Origin of the sequence: Mucilaginibacter lappiensis, from assembly GCF_050433765.1 — a bacterium.
In the GTDB taxonomy this organism is placed as follows: Bacteria; Bacteroidota; Bacteroidia; order Sphingobacteriales; family Sphingobacteriaceae; genus Mucilaginibacter; species Mucilaginibacter lappiensis_A.
This window is the reverse complement of the sequence record NZ_JBNPWP010000007.1, coordinates 30547-55841: the sequence shown is the minus strand read 5'-3', so window position 1 is coordinate 55841 and position 25295 is coordinate 30547. Positions and strand designations below refer to the sequence as shown.

The 25295-nt window shown below is 41.6% G+C and carries 26 protein-coding genes; 16 read left to right on the top strand and 10 right to left on the bottom strand.

Going from position 1 to position 25295, the window contains the following annotated elements; all coding sequences use genetic code 11:
* Positions 1-65: 65 nt before the first annotated feature.
* Positions 66-980 carry a hypothetical protein gene (locus M2273_RS20435; protein WP_429399624.1) on the bottom strand — a complete coding sequence of 305 codons (915 nt, stop codon included), beginning with the start codon at positions 978-980 and terminating at the stop codon, positions 66-68.
* Between the two features lie 342 nt (positions 981-1322).
* Between M2273_RS20435 and M2273_RS20430 the strand changes: the two genes are divergently transcribed.
* On the top strand, positions 1323-2888 hold the full coding sequence (locus tag M2273_RS20430) for a glycoside hydrolase family 10 protein (RefSeq protein WP_429399623.1): 1566 nt from the start codon (positions 1323-1325) through the stop codon (positions 2886-2888).
* Here the strand turns inward: M2273_RS20430 and M2273_RS20425 are convergent, their stop codons facing one another.
* The 6 genes from M2273_RS20425 to M2273_RS20400 form a co-directional block, all read right to left on the bottom strand.
* Positions 2889-3638: an SDR family NAD(P)-dependent oxidoreductase gene (locus M2273_RS20425; RefSeq protein WP_429399622.1), complete on the bottom strand. Its 750-nt coding sequence runs from the start codon at positions 3636-3638 to the stop codon at positions 2889-2891. It lies immediately after the preceding gene.
* Between the two features lie 3 nt (positions 3639-3641).
* Positions 3642-4430: a DUF1835 domain-containing protein gene (locus tag M2273_RS20420; RefSeq protein ID WP_429399621.1), complete on the bottom strand. Its 789-nt coding sequence runs from the start codon at positions 4428-4430 to the stop codon at positions 3642-3644.
* An 85-nt stretch (positions 4431-4515) separates the two neighbouring features.
* Positions 4516-5253, bottom strand: a complete 738-nt coding sequence (locus tag M2273_RS20415; protein ID WP_429399620.1) for a carboxypeptidase-like regulatory domain-containing protein — start codon at positions 5251-5253, stop codon at positions 4516-4518.
* Positions 5254-5837: 584 nt separating this feature from the next.
* On the bottom strand, positions 5838-9176 hold the full coding sequence (locus M2273_RS20410) for a vitamin B12-dependent ribonucleotide reductase (RefSeq protein ID WP_429399619.1): 3339 nt from the start codon (positions 9174-9176) through the stop codon (positions 5838-5840).
* A gap of 437 nt (positions 9177-9613) precedes the next feature.
* Entirely contained in the window at positions 9614-11047 is a 1434-nt protein-coding gene (pyk, locus tag M2273_RS20405) for a pyruvate kinase (protein WP_429399618.1), read from the bottom strand.
* 65 nt (positions 11048-11112) lie between these two features.
* Positions 11113-11538: an IPExxxVDY family protein gene (locus M2273_RS20400; protein WP_429399617.1), complete on the bottom strand. Its 426-nt coding sequence runs from the start codon at positions 11536-11538 to the stop codon at positions 11113-11115.
* A 148-nt stretch (positions 11539-11686) separates the two neighbouring features.
* On the opposite strand from M2273_RS20400, the gene M2273_RS20395 reads away from it, so the two are divergent.
* From M2273_RS20395 to rnc, 3 genes are read left to right on the top strand one after another with little or no spacing between them, the layout of a single operon-like run.
* On the top strand, positions 11687-11923 hold the full coding sequence (locus M2273_RS20395) for an acyl carrier protein (RefSeq protein WP_031266521.1): 237 nt from the start codon (positions 11687-11689) through the stop codon (positions 11921-11923).
* A gap of 19 nt (positions 11924-11942) precedes the next feature.
* Complete coding sequence (fabF, locus tag M2273_RS20390; RefSeq protein WP_429399616.1) at positions 11943-13196, top strand: beta-ketoacyl-ACP synthase II; 1254 nt, start codon at positions 11943-11945, stop codon at positions 13194-13196.
* Between the two features lie 10 nt (positions 13197-13206).
* Positions 13207-13932, top strand: a complete 726-nt coding sequence (gene rnc / locus M2273_RS20385; protein WP_429399615.1) for a ribonuclease III — start codon at positions 13207-13209, stop codon at positions 13930-13932.
* A gap of 18 nt (positions 13933-13950) precedes the next feature.
* Here the strand turns inward: rnc and M2273_RS20380 are convergent, their stop codons facing one another.
* Positions 13951-14730, bottom strand: a complete 780-nt coding sequence (locus M2273_RS20380; protein ID WP_429399614.1) for a hypothetical protein — start codon at positions 14728-14730, stop codon at positions 13951-13953.
* A gap of 193 nt (positions 14731-14923) precedes the next feature.
* Between M2273_RS20380 and M2273_RS20375 the strand changes: the two genes are divergently transcribed.
* The 8 genes from M2273_RS20375 (at position 14924) to M2273_RS20340 (ending at position 20312) form a co-directional block, all read left to right on the top strand.
* The gene (locus M2273_RS20375; protein ID WP_429399613.1) at positions 14924-15799 is read left to right on the top strand and encodes a YicC/YloC family endoribonuclease; all 876 of its coding nucleotides are present in this window, start codon (positions 14924-14926) and stop codon (positions 15797-15799) included.
* Between the two features lie 45 nt (positions 15800-15844).
* Positions 15845-16474, top strand: coding sequence for a guanylate kinase (gene gmk, locus M2273_RS20370; protein WP_429399612.1), 630 nt, complete (start codon positions 15845-15847; stop codon positions 16472-16474).
* An 89-nt stretch (positions 16475-16563) separates the two neighbouring features.
* Positions 16564-17136: a nicotinate (nicotinamide) nucleotide adenylyltransferase gene (gene nadD / locus M2273_RS20365; RefSeq protein ID WP_429399611.1), complete on the top strand. Its 573-nt coding sequence runs from the start codon at positions 16564-16566 to the stop codon at positions 17134-17136.
* Between the two features lie 37 nt (positions 17137-17173).
* A complete protein-coding gene (locus M2273_RS20360) occupies positions 17174-17356 on the top strand; it encodes a hypothetical protein (RefSeq protein ID WP_429399610.1) in 183 nt (60 codons plus the stop codon).
* Positions 17344-17655, top strand: coding sequence for a type II toxin-antitoxin system RelE/ParE family toxin (locus tag M2273_RS20355; RefSeq protein WP_429399609.1), 312 nt, complete (start codon positions 17344-17346; stop codon positions 17653-17655). Before M2273_RS20360 ends, M2273_RS20355 begins: the two co-directional genes overlap by 13 nt.
* Positions 17656-17780: 125 nt before the next feature.
* Positions 17781-18380: a tRNA-(ms[2]io[6]A)-hydroxylase gene (locus M2273_RS20350; protein WP_429399608.1), complete on the top strand. Its 600-nt coding sequence runs from the start codon at positions 17781-17783 to the stop codon at positions 18378-18380.
* Between the two features lie 69 nt (positions 18381-18449).
* Entirely contained in the window at positions 18450-19604 is a 1155-nt protein-coding gene (locus M2273_RS20345) for a sensor histidine kinase (protein WP_429399607.1), read from the top strand.
* Positions 19605-19610: 6 nt separating this feature from the next.
* Positions 19611-20312 (top strand): LytR/AlgR family response regulator transcription factor, encoded by a 702-nt coding sequence (locus M2273_RS20340; protein ID WP_429399606.1) that lies wholly within the window; start codon positions 19611-19613, stop codon positions 20310-20312.
* Between the two features lie 344 nt (positions 20313-20656).
* On the opposite strand, the gene M2273_RS20335 is transcribed toward M2273_RS20340, so the two are convergent.
* Both M2273_RS20335 and M2273_RS20330 read right to left on the bottom strand, forming a co-directional pair.
* Positions 20657-22252 carry an FAD-dependent monooxygenase gene (locus M2273_RS20335; RefSeq protein ID WP_429399605.1) on the bottom strand — a complete coding sequence of 532 codons (1596 nt, stop codon included), beginning with the start codon at positions 22250-22252 and terminating at the stop codon, positions 20657-20659.
* A 7-nt stretch (positions 22253-22259) separates the two neighbouring features.
* Positions 22260-22967: an SAM-dependent methyltransferase gene (locus M2273_RS20330; RefSeq protein ID WP_429399604.1), complete on the bottom strand. Its 708-nt coding sequence runs from the start codon at positions 22965-22967 to the stop codon at positions 22260-22262.
* Between the two features lie 55 nt (positions 22968-23022).
* Between M2273_RS20330 and M2273_RS20325 the strand changes: the two genes are divergently transcribed.
* The 4 genes from M2273_RS20325 to M2273_RS20310 all read left to right on the top strand — a co-directional run bounded on the left by M2273_RS20325 (position 23023) and on the right by M2273_RS20310 (position 25285).
* Entirely contained in the window at positions 23023-23739 is a 717-nt protein-coding gene (locus M2273_RS20325; protein ID WP_429399603.1) for a hypothetical protein, read from the top strand.
* A 223-nt stretch (positions 23740-23962) separates the two neighbouring features.
* Positions 23963-24343, top strand: coding sequence for a glycine cleavage system protein GcvH (gcvH, locus tag M2273_RS20320; protein ID WP_429399602.1), 381 nt, complete (start codon positions 23963-23965; stop codon positions 24341-24343).
* A 60-nt stretch (positions 24344-24403) separates the two neighbouring features.
* Positions 24404-24739: a VanZ family protein gene (locus M2273_RS20315; RefSeq protein WP_429399601.1), complete on the top strand. Its 336-nt coding sequence runs from the start codon at positions 24404-24406 to the stop codon at positions 24737-24739.
* Between the two features lie 330 nt (positions 24740-25069).
* Positions 25070-25285 carry a FeoA family protein gene (locus tag M2273_RS20310; protein WP_429399600.1) on the top strand — a complete coding sequence of 72 codons (216 nt, stop codon included), beginning with the start codon at positions 25070-25072 and terminating at the stop codon, positions 25283-25285.
* Positions 25286-25295 lie beyond the last annotated feature (10 nt).

Genomic DNA, 25295 nt, shown 5'->3' with positions numbered 1-25295 from the left:
TTAAAACCAAAAGCCCTGTCCCGGATAACCGGAACAGGGCTTTTTTATGTTTAACTTTTTATACCTTATTTAAGTGTAAAACCTGTTTTACCCATAGTACCGCCATCGGCATAAAGCAATACAGTATAAGTACCTTTTTGAAAAGGAAGAGCGGGATTTAACCAATCAATAGTGTATTGGGTACCGTCGTCCTTAAAATCAATTGATGTTTTGTAAGTATACTGTAAATCCTGGCTATCAGCATTAAATGTTCCGCCATCGGCAGGAGTTATCAGGTTACCTGTTGGGTCAATGATACGCACATAAATATCATGCAGGCTTTTTTCTGCTATACTGTTACTGGCAACTGTAAAATTGATCTTTATTTTTTTAGCAGGACCAGCACGGGTTACATCAACCTCTTTACCACTGCCTTTAATTTTGTAAGCCACCACATTTGCCGTAGCCAGCTTAAGTGCCTGCGCAACCTTTACCTTGGCCCCAAGGTCTTCATTTTGTTTGGCAAGCGTATCCACTTTTTTAGCAACCGTGGCCAGGTTGGTTTTCAAGGTATCTCTTTCGGTGGTGAGCGATACATTTTGTTTTTTTAACTCTTCAATATCAGCTGTATATTTAGTTACAAAATACCTCAACTGTTTTACATCTTCTTCGGCTTTTACCAACTCGGCCTTGGTCAGTTTTCCTTTAGCCAATTGAGATCTTAATACCTTTATTTTTGCTCTTAATGAATCGTTCTTGGCCTGCATTTCTGTCGACATCTTGGCTTTACCGGCGTTCACCTGCTCAATTTGTGATTCAAGGCTATCCAGTTCAGTTTGCAAGCGTGTTTGCTCATCATGCTGGTACACAATTTTGGTGTCTGATTTGTTTTTTTGCAAATACAAATACACATCAGTACCTAATAAAGCCAATACCACCACAATGAGGAAATAAATGACATTCGAGTTTTTCTTAGATGGTTGACCGGATTGATTTTCCATAGCAATTAAATGTTTAATGTTTTAATACAGTTAAAAAGCAAAGCTGTTTTAAAAAAATGCAGCTATTTAACTATTAGGTTTAATTTATAAGCGTATTCCATTAAATCGGTATTTTCAGCTACCTGCATTTTACCTTTATTGGCATTTATGCCAACGTTATTAAACGTTGAAACACTAAAAATATGATTTTAAAAGGAATTACGGGCAAATAATTATGTTAGGCAATAGTTAAATTTAAACACAATATGCCAAAATCACAATAAACCTGCAAATTTTATACCTCATAATAAAACTGCTACGTTATGAGTTTATATCTTTGCAGCTTTTAATTAATTCTTATTAATGCATATATTCCGCCATTTTATACTCTTGCTTATACCCCTGTTTACAATTGTAACGGTTAATGCACAGCCGGCTGAACCTACTACCACTGAACCTGTTCTGATTAAAACCCAACCCAAACGCGAGTTTAGGGGCGTATGGATAGCTACCGTAGCAAATATCGACTGGCCAAGCAGCATGAAACTAACAACCGACAGGCAAAAACAGGAGTTGCTGGATATATTAAACTCGCATCAGGAAACCGGCATCAACGCCATAATGCTGCAAGTAAGGCCCGCTGCAGATGCTTTTTATGCCAAAAGTCGCGAACCCTGGTCAAAATATTTAACGGGTAAACAAGGTCAGGGACCAAACCCGGCTTATGACCCACTGGAGTTTGCCATAAACGAGGCCCATAAACGCGGCATGGAACTGCATGCCTGGTTTAACCCTTACCGTGCAACCTTTGATGGCAATTTTGGAGCATTAAGCCCGCAGCATATCACCAAAATAAAACCTGAATGGTTTTTTACCTACGGTGGTATCAAAACCTTTAACCCCGGCCTGCCCGAAGTACGCGACTATATTGTACAGGTAATACTGGATGTAGTTGACAATTATGATATAGATGGCATACACATGGACGATTATTTTTATCCATACCCCATTGCCGGGCAAAAAATAAATGATGAAGAAGCTTTTAAGCAATATGGTGAAGGTTTTGATAATATTAAAGACTGGCGCCGCCACAACGTTGACCTGCTGATACAAATGATGAGCGACAGTATACATGCGCACAATCCTGATATTAAGTTTGGCATTAGTCCCTTTGGGATATGGGCAAATAAAGCACAGAATGATGAAGGCTCTGAAACCAATGGTGGCTCATCATACTATGAAAACTACGCGGATACACGCAAATGGGTAAAAGAGGGCTGGATAGATTATATAAATCCGCAGCTTTATTGGCCAATAGGTAATCGATCAGCTGATTTTGAAAAACTGTTGGATTGGTGGAGCGATAATACCTACGGCAGGCATTTGTATATAGGGCAGGCGGCCTATCGTATTAATGAACGAAAAACGGTGGCTTTTAAAAACCCATCGCAATTGCCCGATCAGATCAACATGATGCGTGATAACCCAAGGGTGCAGGGCAGTGTTTACTTCAGTTCTAACTCGCTAACCAATAACCCACTTGGTTTTACTGATTCGCTTCGTGATAATTATTATCGCTATCCGGCATTGCCGCCGGTTATGCTTTGGCTCGATTCTATTCCACCAAATGTACCCAGGGATTTGACTGCAAAATCTGTACTGAGCCATGTACAACTAAAATGGACCGTCCCCACGCTGGCCAAAGACGAGCAACCCGTTTATGGTTATGTGATTTACCGGTTTAATGATGGCGATAAAATAAATATCGACGATCCTAAAAACATACTGCGCATTCAGTATAACACCAATTTAACTTTTGACGATAGTGCCGTACAAAAGGGTAAAACCTATCTGTATGTAATAACCGCCCTCGACAGGTTAAAGAACGAAAGTGACCGGTCTCCAACCATTGCAGTAACGGTACATTAATTAGCTGTTCATCACCGAGCCGCAGTTGATATCAATAGTTTGACCGGTTATGGATCGCTGGCTTAACAGGTAAGCCACCAAACCTGCTATTTCTTCGGGCAGGCTCATGCGCTTTAGCGGTACGCTTTGCATAGCTATTTCATAAAACTCCTGTTTGCTGATACCAATGCCATCGGCTATGCCCTGCAAGCCCTCCTGCGACATATCGGTATCAACCCAACCAGGGCAAATGGCATTCACCAGTATATTTTCCGGAGCAAACTGTACGGCCCATGAGCGCATTAAACCCAGCAATCCGGCTTTTGAAGCGCAATATGCCGAATAGTTAGCAACACCCAGTCGTGCCAATACAGATGAGGTGATCAGGATATGTTTTTCGTTGGCGGCCTTTTGCAAGGAAGGCAAAAAGGTATTTACAAAATTGTAGGTGCCGGTAAGGTTGGTATTGATAATATCTGTCCACCGGTCATCATTACCCCAATAGTTTTCGCCGCCCATGCCTGAGTTGGCCACCAAACCATTTACAGGAACATCGCCCAGTTGTATAAATGCTTCGGCCAAACTTTCTTTACTGCGGATGTCGGCAATTAATAAACTATGCCCTCCTGTGGGCAGGCTTGCTAATGTTTGCTGTAGTTTTGCCTCATTGCGGCCCAGCAAAATGCAGGTGTTGCCATCATGGGCCAGTTTTTGTGCTATCGCTTTGCCAATACCACTCCCAGCACCGCTTATAATATATGTATTAGCCATTTTTTAAAGTTCGATGAGTCGCTTTTCCTTGAGGCGGTTAAGGTAAATATCAATTTCCGTATCGCCCATGCCGTATATTTTTTCCAAATCCCAAAAGGCTATAAATATGGCCGACCGGGTTTTAGCGCCACTGTTATAAATATCCAGCAGCCTTTGTTCAATGTAACTTAAGCCTGCCGCATTGGTTTCCAGCCTTTTTAAATGTGCCTGCAAAGCGGGTTTAAGTAAAGGCACCCCGCCCCAGAATGAATTTTCATTAAGCCATTTTTCCAGTTCGGCAGCATCACCCTCTACATATAGTTGCCAGGCTTCGGTAGCCAGTTCAAATTCCCATTCGTTAAGCCGTTCGCGGGCATCATAAAGTTCTTCAAACTGCTCGCCGTTCAATTCGCCCAAGCCCCGGGCATTATCAAACTGAACACAATCGGCAAGGCAAATGAGATAAATGGCCGGAGCAGACATATCCGTTTTCTGTGTAAGCATCTGCAACACCCCCAGCAAATTTACCTGGCAATGCAAATCAAACTCAAACCACAGGTTAATCTCGGTATAGGTACTATTTAGCTTTCCCAGTTCATCTATCACTTTATGCTGATAAACTTCTGGCGTCTCCTTAAATGTTTTGGTGATCCATTTAGAGCGTGCGCTCCAAAAACTTCCGGATAAAATATTTTCCTGCAGCGGGCCTTCAGAAAGCACTTCCCGCCACACCAGTACATCGCCGTCAAGACCGGTTTCATTAAAGCCCGATAGCGCGGAGTCACCATTCAGAATATGCAATATGTTACTCATAGGATTATCTTAATAAATAGCAAAACAACGGCTTTAATTGTTGAATGAATATCAATTATGAAAATAAATTTAAGAAAACATCTGATTATTTAGTTTGATGCAGGGTATCGCTCCTGAACTTAATGATACTAGCCTTAATATATACCCTGATATCATAATCGGTCATCTTTTTGATAGCCTCCATTGCAGGGCGGTATTTATCCATAAAACTCAGCAGTGATTCATCTTCAAGACCGGTAAGTTGCGCTACCAACGCCTCACTAAAACGGCTGTCGATATACCTGTTCTGCTCATCCCTGATCAGTATTTTTTTAAACTTATACTCCCTGCTGTGTTTATAAGTTAGTGCCTTGATCAATTGCGAAGGAACAATAGTTACCCCAAAAAGAGGCAACGGGCCGGGAGTATGAGATACCACTAAAATATCTTTAAGCTTTGGCGCTGATACATTAAAATCCTTGGCGAACATTTTACGGTTATTCAATGAATCTTTAACCCTGTCCCGTTTTCCGGTTACGTGAACAACGTTGAGTTCAATAATAGCCTCATCCAAAGTTATCAGTACATTTTTATTTATTGATGGATTTATGGGCAGCACATAAAGCTTATAGCCCTGCATTTTTACATGGATTGTATCTGCAGTATTATTAGTTTTAATTGCAAACTCACCCTGCAAACCGCTGATGGTGCTTGCTTTTGCCAATGTAATCCAGGCGCCACTGATACGCTGCCCGGTTTTGCCATCGGTAACTATGCCGCTTATGGTTTGCGAATTTGCATTTAAACCGGCACTAATGACAAGCAGGAGCAAAAGGTAACGCATAGATTTTATCTACATTGATATTCAGGCTATTACAAACATAAGTCCTTGTTTTGGTTTATAAAATTGCTTTAACGTTTTTTAACTAATGAAAATGGTGGAGAATATAAGTTGTTGGTGACAACACCACAAGTGTTCGGAAGATTGTAATTGCAGTATATATTCCCTCCCCTGGGAGGGGTGCCGTGGATTGTGAAATGGCAGGGAGGGGTATATACGTGCGATTAAACCTGTAATGTTCAATAAACCCCTACCTCCCCCTTCCCCAAGGAAGGAATCGCACTAGGCCCAAGCTTTCTTTTTATTTCTTCCGAACACCTATGGTGACAACACCAACAACGGCTTGAGGCTTATGGAATTGGTTTAACGTTTTTTAACTTAGGCTTTAAAACTATCATTTTATCCCTTTGTCATTCTGAGCGATAGCGAAGAATCTGTTTGCCAACATGCAAGTCGCAGATAGCTCCTTCGCTATCGCTCAGGATGACAATATAAGCACCCAATAAAAAAACCCCGCCTTACGGCGGGGTTTAACACATATTAACTATTTATAACTGAACAAAAAGCCTATATGAATTTACCTTAATTTAAGAGCACCCCATGGAGTTGCCGCAGTTAAGGCATTTGTAGCAGGTACCTGAGCGTATGGTGGTATGCCCGCATACGTTACAGCTTGGGGCGTCACTTTGCACACCCATGCTCAGATCAACCGACATGCCCTGCCTTTTATTGTTGCTATTAAAACTATCCGTTGCAGCCGGTTTATTTACGGGTTGGTAAACATTACTTTCGTCGGTATTAAAATCCTCATCACCCATTTGCGGGTTACCCAATATCCCGTTTTTATCCGTGATGATGTGTACCAGATCGGTACGGTCCTGGTATTCATAGCCCAGCATCCTGAAAATATAATCGATGATACTGGTAGCGCTTTTGATATTGGCATGCCCTACCACCATACCAGCAGGTTCAAAGCGGGTAAAGGTAAACTTCTCTACATACTCTTCCAGCGGCACACCATACTGCAAGCCAACCGAAACAGCTATGGCAAAGCAGTTCATGAGTGAGCGGAAGGTAGCACCCTCTTTGTGCATATCCACAAATATTTCGCCTAAAGTACCATCTTCATATTCGCCCGTACGCACAAATACGGTTTGCCCGTCTATACTGGCTTTTTGGGTAAACCCACGACGTTTAAACGGCAAGTTCTTTTTTTCTACCACGCGCGATAGCTGGCGCATGAAGTTGGTATCCTTTGATTTTTCCATGATGGCCATGGCAGCTTCAATCACCTGTTCAGGTGTAAGGTCGCTTAGTTTTACGTTGGCAGCTTCGCCTAATACCTCTTCTACCGTTTCCAGCTTGTCTTCGGCCTCCTCTTTCGCATCAGATTTGGTCGACAATGGCTGCGATAGTTTACACCCATCGCGGTAAAGCGCGTTGGCCTTTAAGCCAAGCTCCCATGACAGCTGATAGCAATCCTTTATTTCATTAACGTTGGCCTCATTAGGCAGGTTGATGGTTTTTGATATGGCGCCGGAAAGGAAAGGCTGCGCGGCGGCCATCATTTTAATATGCCCATGCGCGTGTATATAACGTTCGCCTTTAGCGCCGCATTTATTGGCGCAATCAAATATGGGGTAATGTACTTCTTTTAAATACGGCGCACCTTCAATGGTCATAGTTCCGCAGATATATTCGTTGGCTTCGGCAATTTGCTTTTTGCTGAAACCTAAAACCCGCAATACATTAAAATCCGGCGCGTTGTATTGCTCGGCGGTAATGCCCAAACGTTTCAGGCATTCTTCGCCTAACGACCATATATTGAACGCGAAACTAATCTCAAATGCCGATACCAGGCCCTTATCCAGTTTTTCCAGCTCATCATCAGTAAAACCTTTGGCCTTTAAACTATCGGTGTTCACGTGGGGCGCGCCTTTTAGGCTGGCAGCGCCTTTGGCATAGTTTACAATGGCAGTAACCTCATGCTCGCGGTAGCCCAGATTCCTTAAGGCTTCGGGTACAGCCTGGTTAATGATCTTGAAATAACCTCCACCTGATAATTTCTTGAACTTTACTAATGCAAAATCGGGCTCAATACCGGTGGTATCGCAATCCATTACCAGGCCTATAGTACCTGTTGGGGCAATAACCGTGGTTTGGGCATTGCGATAGCCATGCTTTTCGCCCATTTCAACAGCCTTGTCCCAGGCGTTGCAGGCAGCCGAAAGTAAATAATCTGGACAATATTTAGGGTCGATGCCGGGAGGGGCTATCTCCAAATTTTCATAATTTTCGGTAGAGTTATAAGCAGCATAGCGGTGATTGCGCATTACCCGCAGCATATGCTGTTTATTTTCATCGTATTTACGGAAAGCTCCCAGCTCGCGGGCCATTTCGGCCGATGTTGCGTAGGCCGTACCGGTCATAATAGCGGAAATAGCGCCGCCTATGGCGCGGGCCTTATCGCTGTCATACGGGATACCGTTCACCATCAACGCCGAACCTAAGTTGGCATAACCCAAACCTAAAGTGCGGTAATCGTATGATAACTGCGCCACTTCTTTTGATGGGAACTGCGCCATTAAAACCGAGATCTCCAGCACAATGGTCCACATACGGCAGGCGTGTTCAAAGCCTTTTACATCAAACACGCGGGTCTGCGGGTCAAAAAAATGGGCAAGGTTAATGGATGCCAGGTTGCAAGCCGTATTATCCAAAAACATATACTCCGAGCACGGGTTTGATGCATTGATGCGACCACCTTCGGGGCAGGTATGCCACTCGTTAATGGTGCTGTCAAACTGTACGCCGGGATCGGCGCAGGCCCAGGCTGCAAAGGCTATATCGTCCCATAGTTTTTGTGATGGGATGGTTTTGGTGGTTTTACCGCTGATGCGGCTTGTTAATTCCCAGGGTGATCCTCCTTTTAGTGCGTGGAAAAAGCTGTTAGGGATGCGTACTGAATTATTGGAGTTTTGGCCCGATACGGTGCGGTAAGCTTCGCCCTCATAATCTGATGAATATCCGGCTGCTATCAGCGCGGCAACTTTCTTTTCTTCCTCTACCTTCCAATTTACAAAACCTTCTATTTCGGGATGGTCAAGATCAAGGCAAACCATTTTGGCCGCCCTGCGGGTAGTACCGCCAGATTTGATGGCTCCCGCCGCGCGGTCGCCAATTTTCAGGAACGACATTAAGCCCGATGAATAACCACCACCGGCCAATTTTTCCGTTTCGCCGCGGATCTTTGAAAAGTTTGTACCCACGCCCGATCCGTATTTAAAGATCCGGGCTTCGCGCACCCAAAGGTCCATGATACCGCCCTCGTTCACCAGGTCGTCATCAACCGAAAGGATAAAGCAGGCATGTGGCTGCGGGCGCTCGTAAGCCGATGTTGATTTGCTTAACACTTCGGTAACAGGATCAACAAAATAATGGCCCTGCGGCTTGCCGGTGATGCCATAGGAAGTATGCAGACCGGTATTGAACCATTGCGGCGAGTTTGGTGCCGCCAGCTGCCCAACAATGGTATAAACTATTTCGTCATAAAATATATCGGCATCCTTGGGTGTAGCAAAGTAGCCGTAACGTACGCCCCAGTCTTTCCAGCAATTGGCCATGCGGTGGGCAACTTGTTTGATGCTTTTTTCTGATCCGCTTGTGCCATCGGGTTGCGGCACCCCGGCCTTGCGGAAATATTTTTGTGCTAATATATCAGTAGCCACCTGCGACCAGGAGGCCGGCACTTCTACATCATTCATTTCAAACACCGCATCACCGGATGGATTACGGATCACCGACGACCGCTTTTCGTACTTAAACAAATCAAATACATTAATGCCTTCCTTGCTGAAATAGCGGGCTGTTTTGAGCCCCTTCGCCCCACCTGCACCTGGTGTTTTTGGAGTTATGTTTTTGGCCATAGTATAATAGTTATAATGATGTATGAGTAGTGTTTAAAAACATTAGGGGTGTTTTACTCAAATCTATTATTATCGAAATCATCATACTATTCAGAGTTTTCCACATGTGTCAGTTAATAGGCCGCCGTGCTGTATATTGATTTTTAATTTACTTATTTTCAAATAATTACCATGTTAATAATTAAAATTTTCAGGATTTTAACACTGGATGAGCGACGCTTTTAGCAAAAAAGAAGTTTTTCATCGGCGCGTCATTGTGAGGCAGGAAGCCTCACCCAACCCTCTCCAAAGGAGAGGGCTTTAAAATGCTTTAAAGTCTCCCTCTTTGGGGGAGATTTAGAGGGGGCTTCGTGCTGGAGTAAAGAACACTTTAACAAAAAAGGCTCGCCAGTTTGCACCGGTGAGCCTTTTTCCATTAAAAATATATTTAAATAAGATTATTCAATAACGCTTACTTTAAGCATATTGGTTTTACCTTGTTTAATAATAGGCACAGCAGCGGTATTGATCACTACATCACCGGCTTTAATCAGGTCTTCTGATTTTAGGATGTTATTTACATCGCTTATAGTTTGATCTGTACTTTCCAGCTGGTCATAATAAAAAGAGCGTACCCCCCAAACCAGGCTCAGTGCATTTAACAATTGCTTATTTGATGTAAATATGTAGGTACTTGCCTGTGGCCTGTGGCTTGATATTTCAAAAGCGGTATAACCTGATGTGGTCATGGATACAATACCTACCGCGTTGGTACGCTGGGCAAGGTGAACTGCCGATTCGCATACCGCATCGCTCAGGTTTGGTGATGCCGGATCACCGTTTTCTTCTTTTGTTGTGTTAAAGTTATAGCCAAACTCCTCTACATTACGTACAATTTTAGCCATGGTTTCAATAACAATAACCGGGAACTCACCAACTGATGTTTCACCGCTCAGCATCACTGCATCGGCTCCATCAAGTACAGAGTTGGCCACGTCATTAACTTCGGCACGTGTCGGGCGCGGAGTGGTGATCATTGACTCCAGCATTTGGGTAGCCACAATTACAGGTTTTGAAGCAGCGCGGCATTTGCGTGCAATCATTTTTTGTAACAATGGTACTTCTTCCAAAGGCATTTCAACACCAAGATCGCCACGGGCCACCATTACGCCATCAGTAGCGGCAATAATTTCGTCAATATTATCAATAGCTTCTGGTTTTTCAACTTTGGCTATAACCCTTGCAGCTTTACCGCTTTGGGCAATAATGTGTTTTAATTCAATAATATCCTGTCCGGTACGTACAAATGATAAGCCTATCCATTCTACATCATATTTTAATGCAAATTGTAGGTTTATCAGATCTTCCTCAGTTAAGCTTGGGATAGATACCTTAGTGTTTGGTAAGTTAACCCCTTTACGTGAAGTTAAAATACCGCCATGTACTACCTCACATATAACTGTATCAATCTTATTGGTTTCAAGTACCCTTAATTGTAACTTACCATCATCAAGCAAAATAATTTCATTTGCCTGTACATCCTGCGGAAAGGTATCATAAGTAATATAGATCTGCTCATCATTACCTATACACTCCTGGGTAGTAATTTTAATATGTGTGCCATTAACCAAGTGGATACCACCATCCTTTACCAAACCAATGCGGATCTTAGGGCCCTGTAAATCGGCCAGGATACCTACGTTAGTCTTATATTCTTCATTAATTTCGCGAATGGTATCGATCACGGCTTTATGATCCTCAGGTCTTCCGTGCGAAAAATTAAGGCGGCAAACATTAACACCGGCTTTTATCATGGCTAATAAAACATCTTTTTTAGCGGATGCCGGGCCCATGGTGGCCACAATTTTTGTACGATTATAGTATAGTTTCATATTGTTCGGGTTAAACTGGCTTACTTTACATTAGTGTAAAACCAACACTCTTTTTAAATTTTGCGCTAAAATAATAGATTTTCGCGTGATTTTATTTTTTTCGGATCAATCTTTACGGCGGCCACAATTTCAGGGATCTTATTAAGGGTCGAGATCAGGTTGTCAAGGTCATCGTCGTCAATATAATTCCTGATCATCAAAAAATAATCGGCGCTCTTAATTTCGGGCACTAAATAGCCCTCAGAGCCTTTATTGCCAATAAAATAGAAATCTGTTTCGGTTGTTTCCCAATGATAATGGTACAACGAAAACAAAACCGGCTCGCTTCCCTGATAAATATCAACGGCCAGATCATTAGATTTAATAAAATTAAAATTTAAAAACTTGTTGATAAGATAACAAACCCTGTAATCTTTTAGTGAAGTTGTTACTGCAATAAGCACAAAATCAAAATCGATCTCAAACTTTAAAAATTTCCTGTTCAAAATCATTACTTTTACGACGTTCAAAAATACAAATCGAAACTGTTTGAATAAAATTTTGTTACCGAAATATATTGTAAAAGTTTTAGATTTGATAATTGACAGAATTTATTTTTCTTTGCACTGAATTTTTATTAATCATTAAACTATAAAGACTATGTCTGATATCGCTTCAAGAGTAAAAGCTATTATCGTAGAAAAACTGGGTGTTGACGAAAGTGAAGTTACGCCAGAAGCGAGTTTCACCAATGATCTTGGTGCCGACTCGTTAGACACCGTGGAACTGATCATGGAGTTTGAAAAAGAATTTAACGTGGCTATTCCTGACGATCAGGCTGAAACTATCGGTACTGTAGGTCAGGCTGTTGCTTACCTTGAAAAAAACGTTAAATAAGACTCCCTAACTGGATTAAATGGAGTTTAAAAGAGTTGTAGTAACCGGGCTTGGAGCACTTACTCCAATTGGTAATACAGTTTCAGAGTACTGGAACGGGTTAATCAATGGGGTAAGTGGCGCTGCCTTTATTAAAAGTTTTGATACCTCAAATTTCAAAACTAAATTCGCATGTGAAGTAAAAAACTTTGATGCGGATGGTTTTTTGGGCCGTAAAGATGCCCGCAAATTAGATCCTTTTGTTCAATACGCCCTTTTCTCAACAGAAGAGGCTGTAAAGGACGCGGGATTGGATTTTGCAAAATTAGATACCAGCCGTATTGGAGTTATCTGGGGATCAGGCATTGGTGGTTTAAAAACGTTTTTAGATGAAGTTGTAAACTTTGCCAAAGGCGATGGAACTCCACGTTTCAATCCTTTCTTTATCCCAAAAATGATAGCTGATATTGCTCCCGGTCATATTTCTATTAAATATGGCTTACGCGGACCAAACTTTTCAACTGTTTCTGCTTGTGCTTCATCAAACAATTCCCTTATCGATTCATTTAACTATATCCGTTTGGGTAAAGCTAATATGTTTATAAGCGGTGGTTCTGAAGCCATTATCAACGAAGCAGGTATTGGCGGTTTTAACGCTATGCACGCATTATCAACCCGTAATGATGATCCGGCAACGGCTTCACGTCCGTTTGATCTGGATAGGGATGGTTTTGTAGCTGGTGAAGGTGCCGGTACTATAATTTTAGAAGAACTGGAACATGCTAAGGCCCGTGGCGCTAAAATTTATGCCGAAATGATAGGCGGCGGCATGAGCGCCGATGCTTACCACATGACAGCACCACACCCTGATGGACTTGGCGCGGCATTGGTTATGCGGGCTGCTTTGGAAGATGCAAACCTTACACCTGCCGATATTGATTATGTAAATGTTCACGGAACATCAACACCAATTGGCGATCCACAGGAAATTAAAGCTATACATGATGTTTTTGGCGATGATATTTACCGTATAAATATCAGCTCAACCAAATCAATGACCGGCCACTTATTAGGTGCTGCAGGTGCGGTTGAAGCTATTGCCTCTATATTGGCTTTAAAAAACGGTATTATCCCACCAACTATTAACCATTTTACTGATGATCCTGCTTTTGATCCTAAAATAAACTTCACCTTCAATACTGCCCAAAAAAGGGACGTGAAGATAGTTCAAAGCAATGGATTTGGTTTTGGCGGCCATAACGCTTCTGTGATATTTAAAAAGTACGAAGATTAATTGTGGTTTGATGCCTATAAGTCAGTTTTACAAGCTATATATATCACCCAATAGAAAGTACGTTAAGATTTTAAAGAACTTGCTCGGTTTTGTGCCGGGCAATTTGTCTTTATACCGTTTGGCATTCAGGCATAAATCGGTTGCTCAAAATGTTAAAAAAGGGGTAAAAAACAGTAACGAACGCCTGGAATTTTTAGGTGATGCTGTGTTAGGCAGTGTAGTGGCTGAAGTACTTTTTAAACTATACCCTTATGAAGACGAAGGTTTTTTAACTGAACTGCGCTCAAAAATTGTGAGCAGGGTAAACCTTAATCAACTTGGCCGCAAGCTTGGCTTTGATAAGTTGATTGAATATGATAACCGTATGCTTAATTCCAGCAGGCAGGGCTCTTTACTTGGCGATGCCTTTGAAGCTTTAATTGGTGCTGTTTATTTGGATAAGGGGTATGATTTTACCAAGAATTTCCTGATCAATCACATCATCAAATCGCATATTGATATCCATAAGCTGGAACAAACTGAAACTAATTTTAAAAGTAAATTAATTGAGTGGTGCCAGCGCCATGGCAGGGATATTATTTTTGAACTGGTAACCAACCAGGAAGGCGAAAGCACTAAACTATTTACCGTGCAAGCCAGTGTTGATGGTGAAGTAATGGGCGAAGGCAAAGAGTTTAGTAAAAAGAATGCCGAAAAACTGGCTGCCGAAAAAGCCTGCGAATCCCTGGGCATTTAACCCTACCCATTTGCCTCCCTAATTTTGCCCCGGTGATGATAGCTTTAAGGTAGAATCTCTTTTTATAAATGTTGGAGAGTTCAACTGCTCTAATTTTTCTTTATCGGGACTTTTATTGTAATAATCAAACGCTTTTTGGGTGTGTTTGATCAGGTCATAGGTATTCCATCCTTTCAGATCCTCGTATGATGGGGTGTAATAACTCATAAATCGGCGGGCGGCGCTGTCTGTCGGGATCTTGGTAAACTCTTTTACAAAACTAACACTGTACCGCCGGTTAACTTCGGCCTGTTCCGACTCTCCTTTGGCAAAATTTGCAAACCGCCGCGCACGACCAGGTGTTTTGCCAAAAAGCTCATAAATACCTGTAAGCGGGTTAGCTAAAAAGGACAATACCGGTGGCTTACCGCTATAAAATGTACCTTGTTTTCGATAATCGCTCATGATATCATTAAGCTCCTGCTTTTTGGTTTGGCCCAAAACTTTCACTTCCTCAAGCCTTATAACGGGTTGCATATACACGGGCATATCACTGTTATTCAGCACAACAATTTTTTGCGGAGTATACTCTTCCTTTGTAAAAAGCAGGGTGTCGCCAACAGAAGTTTTTATCGAAAACCAGCCAAGATCATCGCTCAGCATGAGGGTGTTTGTTTTTAAGTTTTTGATCAAAACCTGTCCCACACGCTCAGGCGAACTCTTTTTAGAGATCACACCTTTAAGGGTAAATTCCTGAGCTGATGCCTTTAAAACAGAACAAAAGCAGATGGTTAGAAGCAGGTAAAAGCGATAATGCATTAATATGTATATGAACGCAAAGATACCAACTGTATTTTACACCAAATGTAAAAAAGTGTTAAAGCGCCTTGTAGCGTCAAAGTCTTAAGCCTTAAGTTTAAAGTCTTTAGTTGGTGTTTAAGCGATACATTTTCAAACCCTGAACTCAGAACTCAAGACTTTAGACTTTCCGACTAAAACCCTATCTTTGCACATGATAAAATCCATGACAGGGTATGGAATTGCCAGTTTTGATTCGGGTAATACAAAATATACCGTTGAGATCAAATCCCTGAACAGTAAATTCCTCGAGCTATCACTACGCCTGCCCAAAATGTTTTCTGAAAAAGAGTTTCAGCTGCGTAATGATTGCAGTAAACAAATTGAGCGCGGTAAAGTGAATTTATCCATCAATGTAGAACAGGTTAATGCCGCTGTAAAAGCAGCAGGTATTGACAAGGTTTTGCTCAAACAATACTACCAGCAGTTAAAAGATGTAAGTCAGGAGCTTAATGAGCCTGCCACTAATCTTTTACAACTTGCCCTGGGCCTGCCCGAGGTGGTTAAATATGATGATGAAACCGTATCTGAAGACGAATGGAAGCTGGTTGAAAAAACATTTCAGCAGGCGTTAGCCGCGTTTCAGCAATTTAGGGCCGATGAAGGTAACGTGCTGGAGAATGATCTGAAATTCCGTATCAACATTATCCTGAAAAACCTGGAGCTGGTGGAGGTTGAGGATCCAAAACGTATACCCCTTATCCGTGAGCGGCTTAATACGTTTTTGAACGAAGCCACTAACCGCGAAGCCATTGACCAGAACCGTTTTGAACAGGAACTGATATACTACATTGACAAGCTTGATATTACCGAAGAAAAAATAAGACTTAAAACACATTGCGAATACTTTATTGAAACCCTGAAAAACGCCGATGCCAACGGTAAAAAACTGGGTTTTATATCGCAGGAAATAGGTCGTGAAATAAATACCCTGGGCTCGAAAGCAAATGATGCCAATATTCAAAAATTGGTAGTAGGGATGAAAGAAGAGCTTGAAAAAATTAAAGAACAATTATTAAACGTTTTATAGTAATAGTCATTGAGTCATCTGGTCATTAGTCATTGAAAAATCAAAATGACACAATGGCCTAATGACGATAATGACCCAATGACTGAACAAAAAATGTCCAAAGAAGGCAAACTCATTATATTTTCGGCACCGTCTGGAGCGGGTAAAACTACTATAGTACATCACCTGCTTAACAAAATGCCAGAGCTTGAATTTTCAGTTTCGGCAACAACCCGGCAGGCCCGCGGCGATGAGGAACATGAAAAAGATTATTACTTTATTAGTAAAGAGGAATTTTTGCACCGCATAGCAAAAAAACAATTTGTTGAGTTTGAGGAAGTGTATACCGGAACCTTTTATGGTACATTACGTACAGAGATTGAAAGGATTTGGGAAAAAGGGAAAACAGTAATATTTGATATTGACGTAGAAGGTGGTATGCACCTGAAACGTAAATACGATGGACAGGCACTGGCCATATTTGTACAGCCGCCATCATTAGAGGTTTTGATCGAACGTTTGACAGGCCGTGGCACTGATAGTCCTGAGAAATTACAGGAACGCTTTGTAAAAGCCGAAAAAGAGTTGAAATACGCTCCTCAATTTGATATTATCCTCAAAAATTACGATCTTGAAACGGCCTGCAAAGAGGCCGAGCAATTGGTTAAGGATTTTATTTGCCCCCCGACCCCCTAAAGGGGCACTAAAATTATTTAGTCAGGGCTTCACATTCATCAAAAAATATATTCGTTCATTCCCCTTTAGGGGGTTAGGGGGCACCTGATATGAAAATAGGCTTACTGTTTGGTTCATTTAATCCCATACACATAGGGCACCTGATTATTGCCAATTACATGGCCAACCATACCACACTTGACAAGGTGTGGCTGGTGGTATCACCTCAAAATCCGCTTAAAAAATATGGCGACCTGATCAATACCTATGACCGGCTTGAAATGGCCCGCCTGGCTACTGATCATGCTACTAATATTAATGTAAGCGATGTGGAACTAAAGCTGCCGCAGCCGTCATACACCATTGATACCCTTGCCCACCTCAAAGAAAAGTATCCCGAACATGAATTTGCCCTCATCATGGGATCAGATAATCTGGGAACACTGCATAAATGGAAAAATTATAAGCTGATATTACGCGATTACAAGATATTTGTTTATCCCCGTCCCGGTTATGAAAACGCCGAACTGGCCGACCATCCCTCAGTTACCATCACCATGACCCCACAGATGGAACTATCAGCTACCTTTATCCGTAAATCCATCGCCGAAAAAAAGAACGTACAATATTTTGTACCAGATCCGGTTTTAAAGTTTATTGAGAGCAAAAGTTTGTATAAGTAATTTGGTATATTTAACTTAATAAAAAGGAGGATAAGCTATGCTTACTAAGGATAAAGTGAAGGAATTGATAGACCACATGCCTGAAACATTTTCTGTTGATGATTTGGTAGAAAGGGTATTTTTATTAGAAAAAATCGAATCCGCCCAAAAAGAAATTGAAAACGGAGAAGGAATAGATTGGGAAGATTTAAAAAAGGAAATGGATTCGTGGCTAAAATAATATTCTCTAAAACTGCCAAATTTGACCTTAAAGAAATCATTGAATATATAAAACGTGATTCGATCAGATACGCTTCTTTAGAGAAGAGAAAAATCATAGAGGCAATAGATCAACTACCTAAACAGCCTTTTATAGGCCGGATTGTTCCGGAGTTAAATGACGAAAATTTCAGGGAATTTATTTTTAGAAACTACAGGATCATTTATCAAATCATATCCGAAAATCAAATCAATATCCTTACCATCCACTACCACTCCCGCCTAATAACCAACAATCCCGCTTTTAAACCGGAAGAATAGCATATATCCGGAGTTTGTATAAGTGAAGAGGTAAAAGGAGGTTTTACCCGCTATACTTTTATCTCTTTTCTTACCTTTTGTCTTTATCCTTTTACCTTTCACCCTCTTCAACTATCTTTGTTACTGTGAGCGAAAAAACCATACTTAAACTGCAGCTGCCTACTGATCCGCTTTGGGTTAAAAATGTTGTGGAAAGCAATATTGAGGAGCTTTTGACCGATCATGCTTTTTGCGAGCAAAAAGCAGCCAGCAACGCCATTACCCTTATTGTTCAAAATCCTAACCTGTCTGATCTGGTGCAGGAAATGGCTATGCTGGTTCAGGAAGAGATGGACCACTTTAAACGCGTGCATGACATTATTGTAGAGCGGGGCTTTGTGTTGGGCCGCGAACGGAAAGACAATTATGTGAACGAATTGCGCAAGTTTATCATTATAGGCGGCGGCCGCGAGGCACAACTTATTGATCGTTTACTGTTTTCGGCTATGATAGAGGCCCGCAGTTGCGAGCGTTTCAAAGTATTGTCTGAAAATATTAACGACCTCCATTTATCCGAATTTTATCATGAGCTTATGGTGAGCGAGGCTACTCACTATGCTATGTTTATACGCCTTGCTAAAAAATACGCGGTTGAAATTGATGTAGAAAAACGCTGGAAGGAATTTTTGGAATACGAAGCCCGGGTAATACAAAACTATGGCAAAAGCGAAACCATACACGGGTAATTCATCTATACAAACCGGGTAATTACCGATACTTTTTTTATTGCTGGTATTGAATGTGTTAATTTACATATGTCGCGCTTTAAAGCATTTTCTGTTATTATACATATTGCGGGATGGCTATTGTTCATGGCTTTTCCGCTGGTATTTTTAAACAGCTACGGACAAGACAGCTCCATATGGTCATTATTGCAAAAGCCCAGTTACTGGTTGTTTTGCTTTACCTATATTTTCCTTTTTTACAGTAATGCCTATTATTTTATTCCGGCACTTTTTTTAAAAAAGAAGTATGTGCTTTACAGCATCATTACCCTGATATTACTTGGTGGTGTTTACTATTTACAACCTTTTGACAAGTTGGTAAGAAGCAGTGAAAACAGGGTAGATGATCGGATGACACCCCCGGAACACCCTTTTGGACCACCACCTGCAGATTACTCTAAACAAGGTAGACAGCCACCCGAAGGGCCGCCCCCGCCACCATTCCGATCCAATCAACAGGGTACAGGCGGTGTTAACATTAAACACCGCTCCCCTCCACTGGATAGCTCCAGCCTGTTTATATTTTTAATGATCATGGCTTTAAGCACCGCCATTAAAATTATACAGCAATGGCAGCTTACCGAACAGCGCGCGGCCCGTGCCGAGGCCGACAAGACCAGCGCAGAGCTCTCCTTTTTAAAGGCACAGATCAATCCGCACTTTTTGTTTAACACGCTAAATAACATTTATACACTGGCCGTTACTAAAGACGACCATGCTCCCGATAGCATCATGAAGCTATCAAACATTATGCGTTATGTAACCGATGATGTGACCGCTGATTTTGTTCCGCTGCAAAGCGAGGTTGATTGTATCGGCGATTATATTGAGCTCCAGCGTTTGCGAATTAGTAATAACACATCTATCAATTTTATAGTTGAAGGCAACATTGATAGTAAAAATATAGCCCCGCTGGTATTAATGACCTTTGTTGAAAATGTATTTAAGTATGGTATCAGCAAGCACGAAAAATCTGTTATTGATATTAAAATACATACCAGCGCCGCAGACATTTCGTTTTTTTGCAGCAACAGGATATTTTTAGGCCGGAATGAAAATCAGCGTACAGGTATTGGTATAAAAAACACCAAACAGCGTTTAGCCCATTTGTATCCTGAAAGGCATCTGTTAAACATCAGCAACGAAAACGATCAATACACTGTTAAGCTTACCTTACAAACATAAACCCCGATGGTACTTAAATGCATAGCTATTGATGATGAACCACTGGCACTGAGGCTGGTAAGCGAATACATATCTCGTTTCCCGGCCCTGCAGCTGGTAAAAACATTTGACGATGCCATATCAGGTGCCGAATTTTTAAAAACCAAACCCGTCGATCTGCTCTTTATCGATATCAATATGCCCGATATTACAGGTATCGATCTGGTGCGATCTCTCCCGGTTAAGCCTATTGTAATATTTACCACTGCCTATAAAAACTTTGCTTATGAAGGCTTTGAACTGGAAGCACTTGATTATATCTTAAAACCAATTGATTTTAAACGCTTTGAAAAGGCGGTTGAAAAAGCCATTGATTATTACCGTTACAAAAATAAAACAACCAATGAGCCAACTGAAGAAAGCCTGTATGTATACTCAGAATACCGGATGGTAAAAATTGAGCTAAGCACTATTGAATACATTGAAAGCATGGAAGATTACATCAAGATCCATTTAACCAATGCCAAAACCGTGCTTACATTGATGCCTTTAAAAAAGGTGCTCGAAAAATTGCCTGCTGATAAATTTCAGCGCATACACCGCAGTTATATTGTACCGGTTAACAAGATCCGATCTATACAAAACCGCAAGGTTAAACTAACGGATATTGAACTACCGGTGAGCGAAAGTTACCAGGACTTTATCCGCAACTGGATGAAATTCAGATAAAAAATTTGGATTTTATCGATACAATGCACCTGTTTACCGATACCCAGCCTTACGGAATAAGACAAAAACACATACTTACAATGTACTATTTAATTAAATAGCCCCTTTTTTTTCTTAATAATAAGTTCGATAAGTGTCTGTGTTTTATATGCAGGCGCTTTTTTAACATTAGTTGTCGTGCTGAGTGATAAATTGGAGAAACGCTGAAGGAACAATGACTTGCTTTCACGCCCCCTCGGGGTGTCTTGTTAATGAGAACAAACACGCCATGGGTAGCATATGAAGCATCTGCCATTAACATGCATAGTTCATGAATAGGTCCTTCGTTCCTCAGGATGACAAATTCACACCTTAAATCCCATTACATTCTGCAGGTAATTATCCATCATTTCAATATCCACTACATCATTAATAAGGCCGATATGCATATCCGGGCGTACAATAATGGCTTTCTTTTGATTTTCTTTTATCCCGAAAGCATCAAACACCTGCTGGTTCCTGGCCGATGGCGGCAGGTAAAAAAAGTTAAGGTTGGCCGGGTATTTTTTGGTTATCCATTTGGCTAAAGTAAACAGGTCCAATTCCTGTAATTTACCTAAGGTTATCAGCGTAAAGCCTGGCTTGCTACACCATTCATGTAAATCAGTTTCCTGCTGTTTCTTTTCGTCAAACATCTTAAGGTATGGCAGCCTGTCGCCGGCTTTGATGGGAGAATGATGGCTCAGGTGCAGGTTGATCCGGCTATGGCGGTAGGATATCCCTGTTTGTGACACCCGTTTAAAAAACTCGTCCCTTAAAGCGGGCTTCCCAAAAACGGTTTTCAGTAATGTGGGTAATGCCCATTTTTTAAACAGGTTAATAAACCAGTTGCGCGATAGTATTATGTTAAAAACACGGTCGGTAGTTTTCAACAGGTCTTTTGCAACAGGCATTCGCTCGGCAGCATAGCTATCCAAAACAGCATCTTTAAACTGGTTATTTACTACACCAGCCAGTTTCCAGGCCAGATTATAAGCATCCTGCAGACCGGTGTTCATGCCTTGCCCGCCTACCGGCGAATGGATATGCGCAGCATCACCTATTAAAAAACACCTGTCCTGCCTGAATTTATCGGCCATACGGTGATGCAGGCGATAGGTAGTGAACCAGGTGGTTTGCTCAACCCCAATCTCAGATCCGGTTACGGCATTCAGGTACGGTAACATTTCTTCAATTTGAAGCTCTTCTTTGTTATCAAACTTATCGGGCAGGTTCCCAACAACACGATAGCATTGCTCCCCAGACATGGGGAAAAAACCGGCAAATCCTTTTTTTGATAAAAACAGGTTCACCTTGTCGCCAAAGGCATTAATTATTTTAATATCAGCCAAATAAAACCGGTGCTGGTAGGTATCGCCATTAAAGGGTATCTGTAATTGTTTGCGCACCAGGCTCCCGGCACCATCGGCTCCAATAAGCCAGTCGCAGGTAAGGGTTTGTATTTCGTTGCCTGTTTGCAGTTGTACGCTTACTTTTTCGGCACCCTGCTCCAGCGTTAAGAGTGAAGTATCCCAATAAACCGGGCAGCAATTGAGGGTTAAATAATCAAGCAATAAACGCTCGTTTTTACTCTGTTGATATAAGTGAACAAAGGGAAAAGCGGTTTGCCCTTCGCCTACACTGCTTAGTGATAGTGCTACAACTTCTTTTCCGTCCTGATTAAAAACCACCCCGGCTGCTTGTTTACCACCTTTAATTATAGTATGAATAAGCCCCATTTGACGGTAAATTTCCAGGGAACGCGCCTGTACCGCTAATGCTTTAGAGTGGTTGGTTGGCCCATGTTTACTATCAATAATTACGGGCTGCACACCATAACGCAATAGCTGGGCAGCCATCATTAGCCCCGATGGACCGGCTCCTACTATCAACACGCTGGTATGCTGCTGCGTAATCGTCATTTATTCATTAATGGAATAATAAAAATATGGTTGGCCGTTTATGCAGTTCAGGCACCTTTTTTTGCCAATCGGCAATGGTTTTGGTTTGCACAAACTCCGTAGCGGCAGTCAAATCACTGGCTATGCAAAGTTTGGTTTTGGGATTGGCAGTTTTCAGAATTTCCTCCAGCAGCGGATTATTGCGAAAAGGTGTTTCAATAAATATCTGGGTTTGATCAAGTTTGATAGCCAAACCTTCCAGCTCTTTGATCTTTTTACTGCGCAGCACTTTATCAATGGGCAAATAGCCATTAAAAGTAAAACTTTGCCCGTTAAAACCCGAAGCCATGAGCGCCAGTAAAATAGAGCTTGGGCCTACCAGCGGCACTACCTTTATACCCATACGATGAGCCTTGTCTACAATCTCGGCGCCCGGATCGGCAATGCCTGGGCAGCCGGCCTCGCTCATTAAGCCTACATCGTTACCAGCCTGCAAACCTTTAAAAAAATCAGCTTTACCCATATCACGGTTATGTTTGCTATAATCATGAATAATAAGTTCGCTTTGCGGCGTTTTTAAGCCGGCCTCTTTCAAGAACTTGCGGGCCGTTTTTTCGTTCTCTACAATGTACTCCTTAATACTGTTAATGGTATCAACCAGGTAAGGGGTAAATGATTTTGCAGCCGCTTCTTCGGCAAGGGGTACGGGTATTAAATAAAGGGTTCCATAGGGCATATTGCAAAGTTGGTGTTTTTTGTTTAATTTAAGCTATTGAAAGGAGCCTGAAAAAATGAATTCATTAGGCGTAAACTGGTTTATTGAGGGATACATTGATTTTGAGCACAAAAAGTATGTCCTGTTGAATTATTTGCAGGAGATTAACCGCCATTTTGATAAAAGCAGGCTATACCCCAACCTTGCCGATCTGATCTTCCACTACAATAATCTGATCGATTTTAAAAAAAACAAAACGCTGTTGCAGCAGGCATTTCCGCAGCGGTTAACCCAGGCCGATATTGACGCGGTAAAGCTTACCTACCAAAAAATTATTAAAGACGACCAAAGCATGCAGGAAATTGAACATATTATAGCTTATGCCCTGACCAAAATGGATCCGGCCATTCAAATAGGTAAAGAGATATATGATTTTGTGGAAAGCCAGCTTAATATTGACCCGGTTGGTATTATACCGCTGATGCCTTATCATGGGTATTTTTCGTTACGTAACGGCAAGGAGCGCACCAATTGGATCTACGAGTACCGGCTCACTATTTTTGAAGGCAAGGATGATAAATACCGCGGCATAAATGTATCCTTTATTGATACTTATGAACGCAGCCTAACCAACACACCCGAGGCCATCAAGTTAGGCTTAATAAACAGGAACAAATTTTTACCCAACCCCGCGGTGTATTATGTTCAAAGTGATATCACTTTCCCGCTGGAGCAAACCTTATTGCCAGTGGCAAAAAGGAGCCTGGTGAAATATATTTCGAGCGCGGCGTAAGGGGCTTAAATTTTCACTCCCTCCCCACGGGAGGGGTGCGGCAGGCATGTGTAGTGGCGGGAAGGGGTTTCTACACCTGATTAATATTTAATAGTTCACAAACCCCTCCCTGCCCCTCCCAAGGGAGGGAATCGCACATCCTCACCTCGGGTTGATACAATAAATCTTAAAATATTGTGATAGCCTAAAGTTTTATTATTTTTGGGCACATAAAATTAACAACATGAATTTTCCCGCTGAATTAAAATACACTAAAGACCACGAGTGGATAAAAGTTGAAGGCAATGAAGCTACTATCGGCATTACCGAATTTGCGCAAAGCGAACTGGGCGATATTGTTTATGTAGATATTGCATCCTTAGGGAAAGAAGTTGCCAAAGACGAAGTTTTCGGCACTGTTGAAGCTGTAAAAACGGTATCAGACCTGTTTATGCCGGTAACCGGAACTGTAACTGAAATTAACCCTGCGCTTAATAATCAGCCCGACCTGGTAAACGCTGATCCATATGGCGAAGGCTGGATGGTAAAGATCAGTATTGCAGATGTATCAGAAATAGATAGCCTTTTATCTGCCGATGATTACAAAGCGGTTGTAGGCGTTTAAATGAAATCGATATTAAAATATCATGGGCTCACTATTTTGTGGGCCTTATTTGTTTTTATCATGTGCTCTGCAGATTTAGGCGATGTGGGCGATTCATCTGCATTTTTCCCGGGCTTTGATAAACTTACCCACACCGGTTTCTTTTTTACATTGGTGGTACTGGTTTGCAATGGCATTATAAGGCAACAAAAACCAACCCGGTTCTCGTATAAACAAGCTATATTAATTACCCTTATAGCTATTGTTTTTGGCGGGCTGATTGAGATATTGCAGCTTACCATTTTTATATGGCGCAGCGCCGACTGGAGCGATCTGTTTGCAGACAGCCTTGGAGCCTGCATGGGAATATTTAGTGTAATGGTAACAATTAGTGCAGTTGGTTATGTTAAAAAGTAAATTGATATTATTAGGAGCAATTGTTTTAATCAGCTTTTCATCCTGCGGGATATTTAAGAAGGGCTGTGGCTGCCCGCATTTTGGGAAGATAAATCTTCCTGATGTGCAGATGTGCAAATATGCGGGTGTGCAGATGATTGGGTAGACAAGGTGCAATATTACTTCTTAATCTGCACATCTGAAATCTGCACATCCACACATCTACCCTGTCATTCTTAAATCACTTTTCAGTCATACATTTAAAATTTGCAAGCCTGCACATCAATTTTACAGCTTCTTATTTGGATTTAATTTAAATAAGGTTACATTTGCTCAGGTTAAAAATATACGATGACACTTTCACAACTTGAAATAGGCGAAACCGGAATTGTTAAAGAATTTACTGATCTTGAAATGTCGGTAAAATTGATGGAAATGGGCTGCTTGCCAGGCGAAGAAATAAGAATTTCACGTATTGCCCCCCTTGGCGATCCAATTGCCATACATGTTTCGGGCTACCAGTTAAGTCTGCGTAAATTTGAAGCCTCCACTATAATTTTGCAGTAGTTTTGTAGCA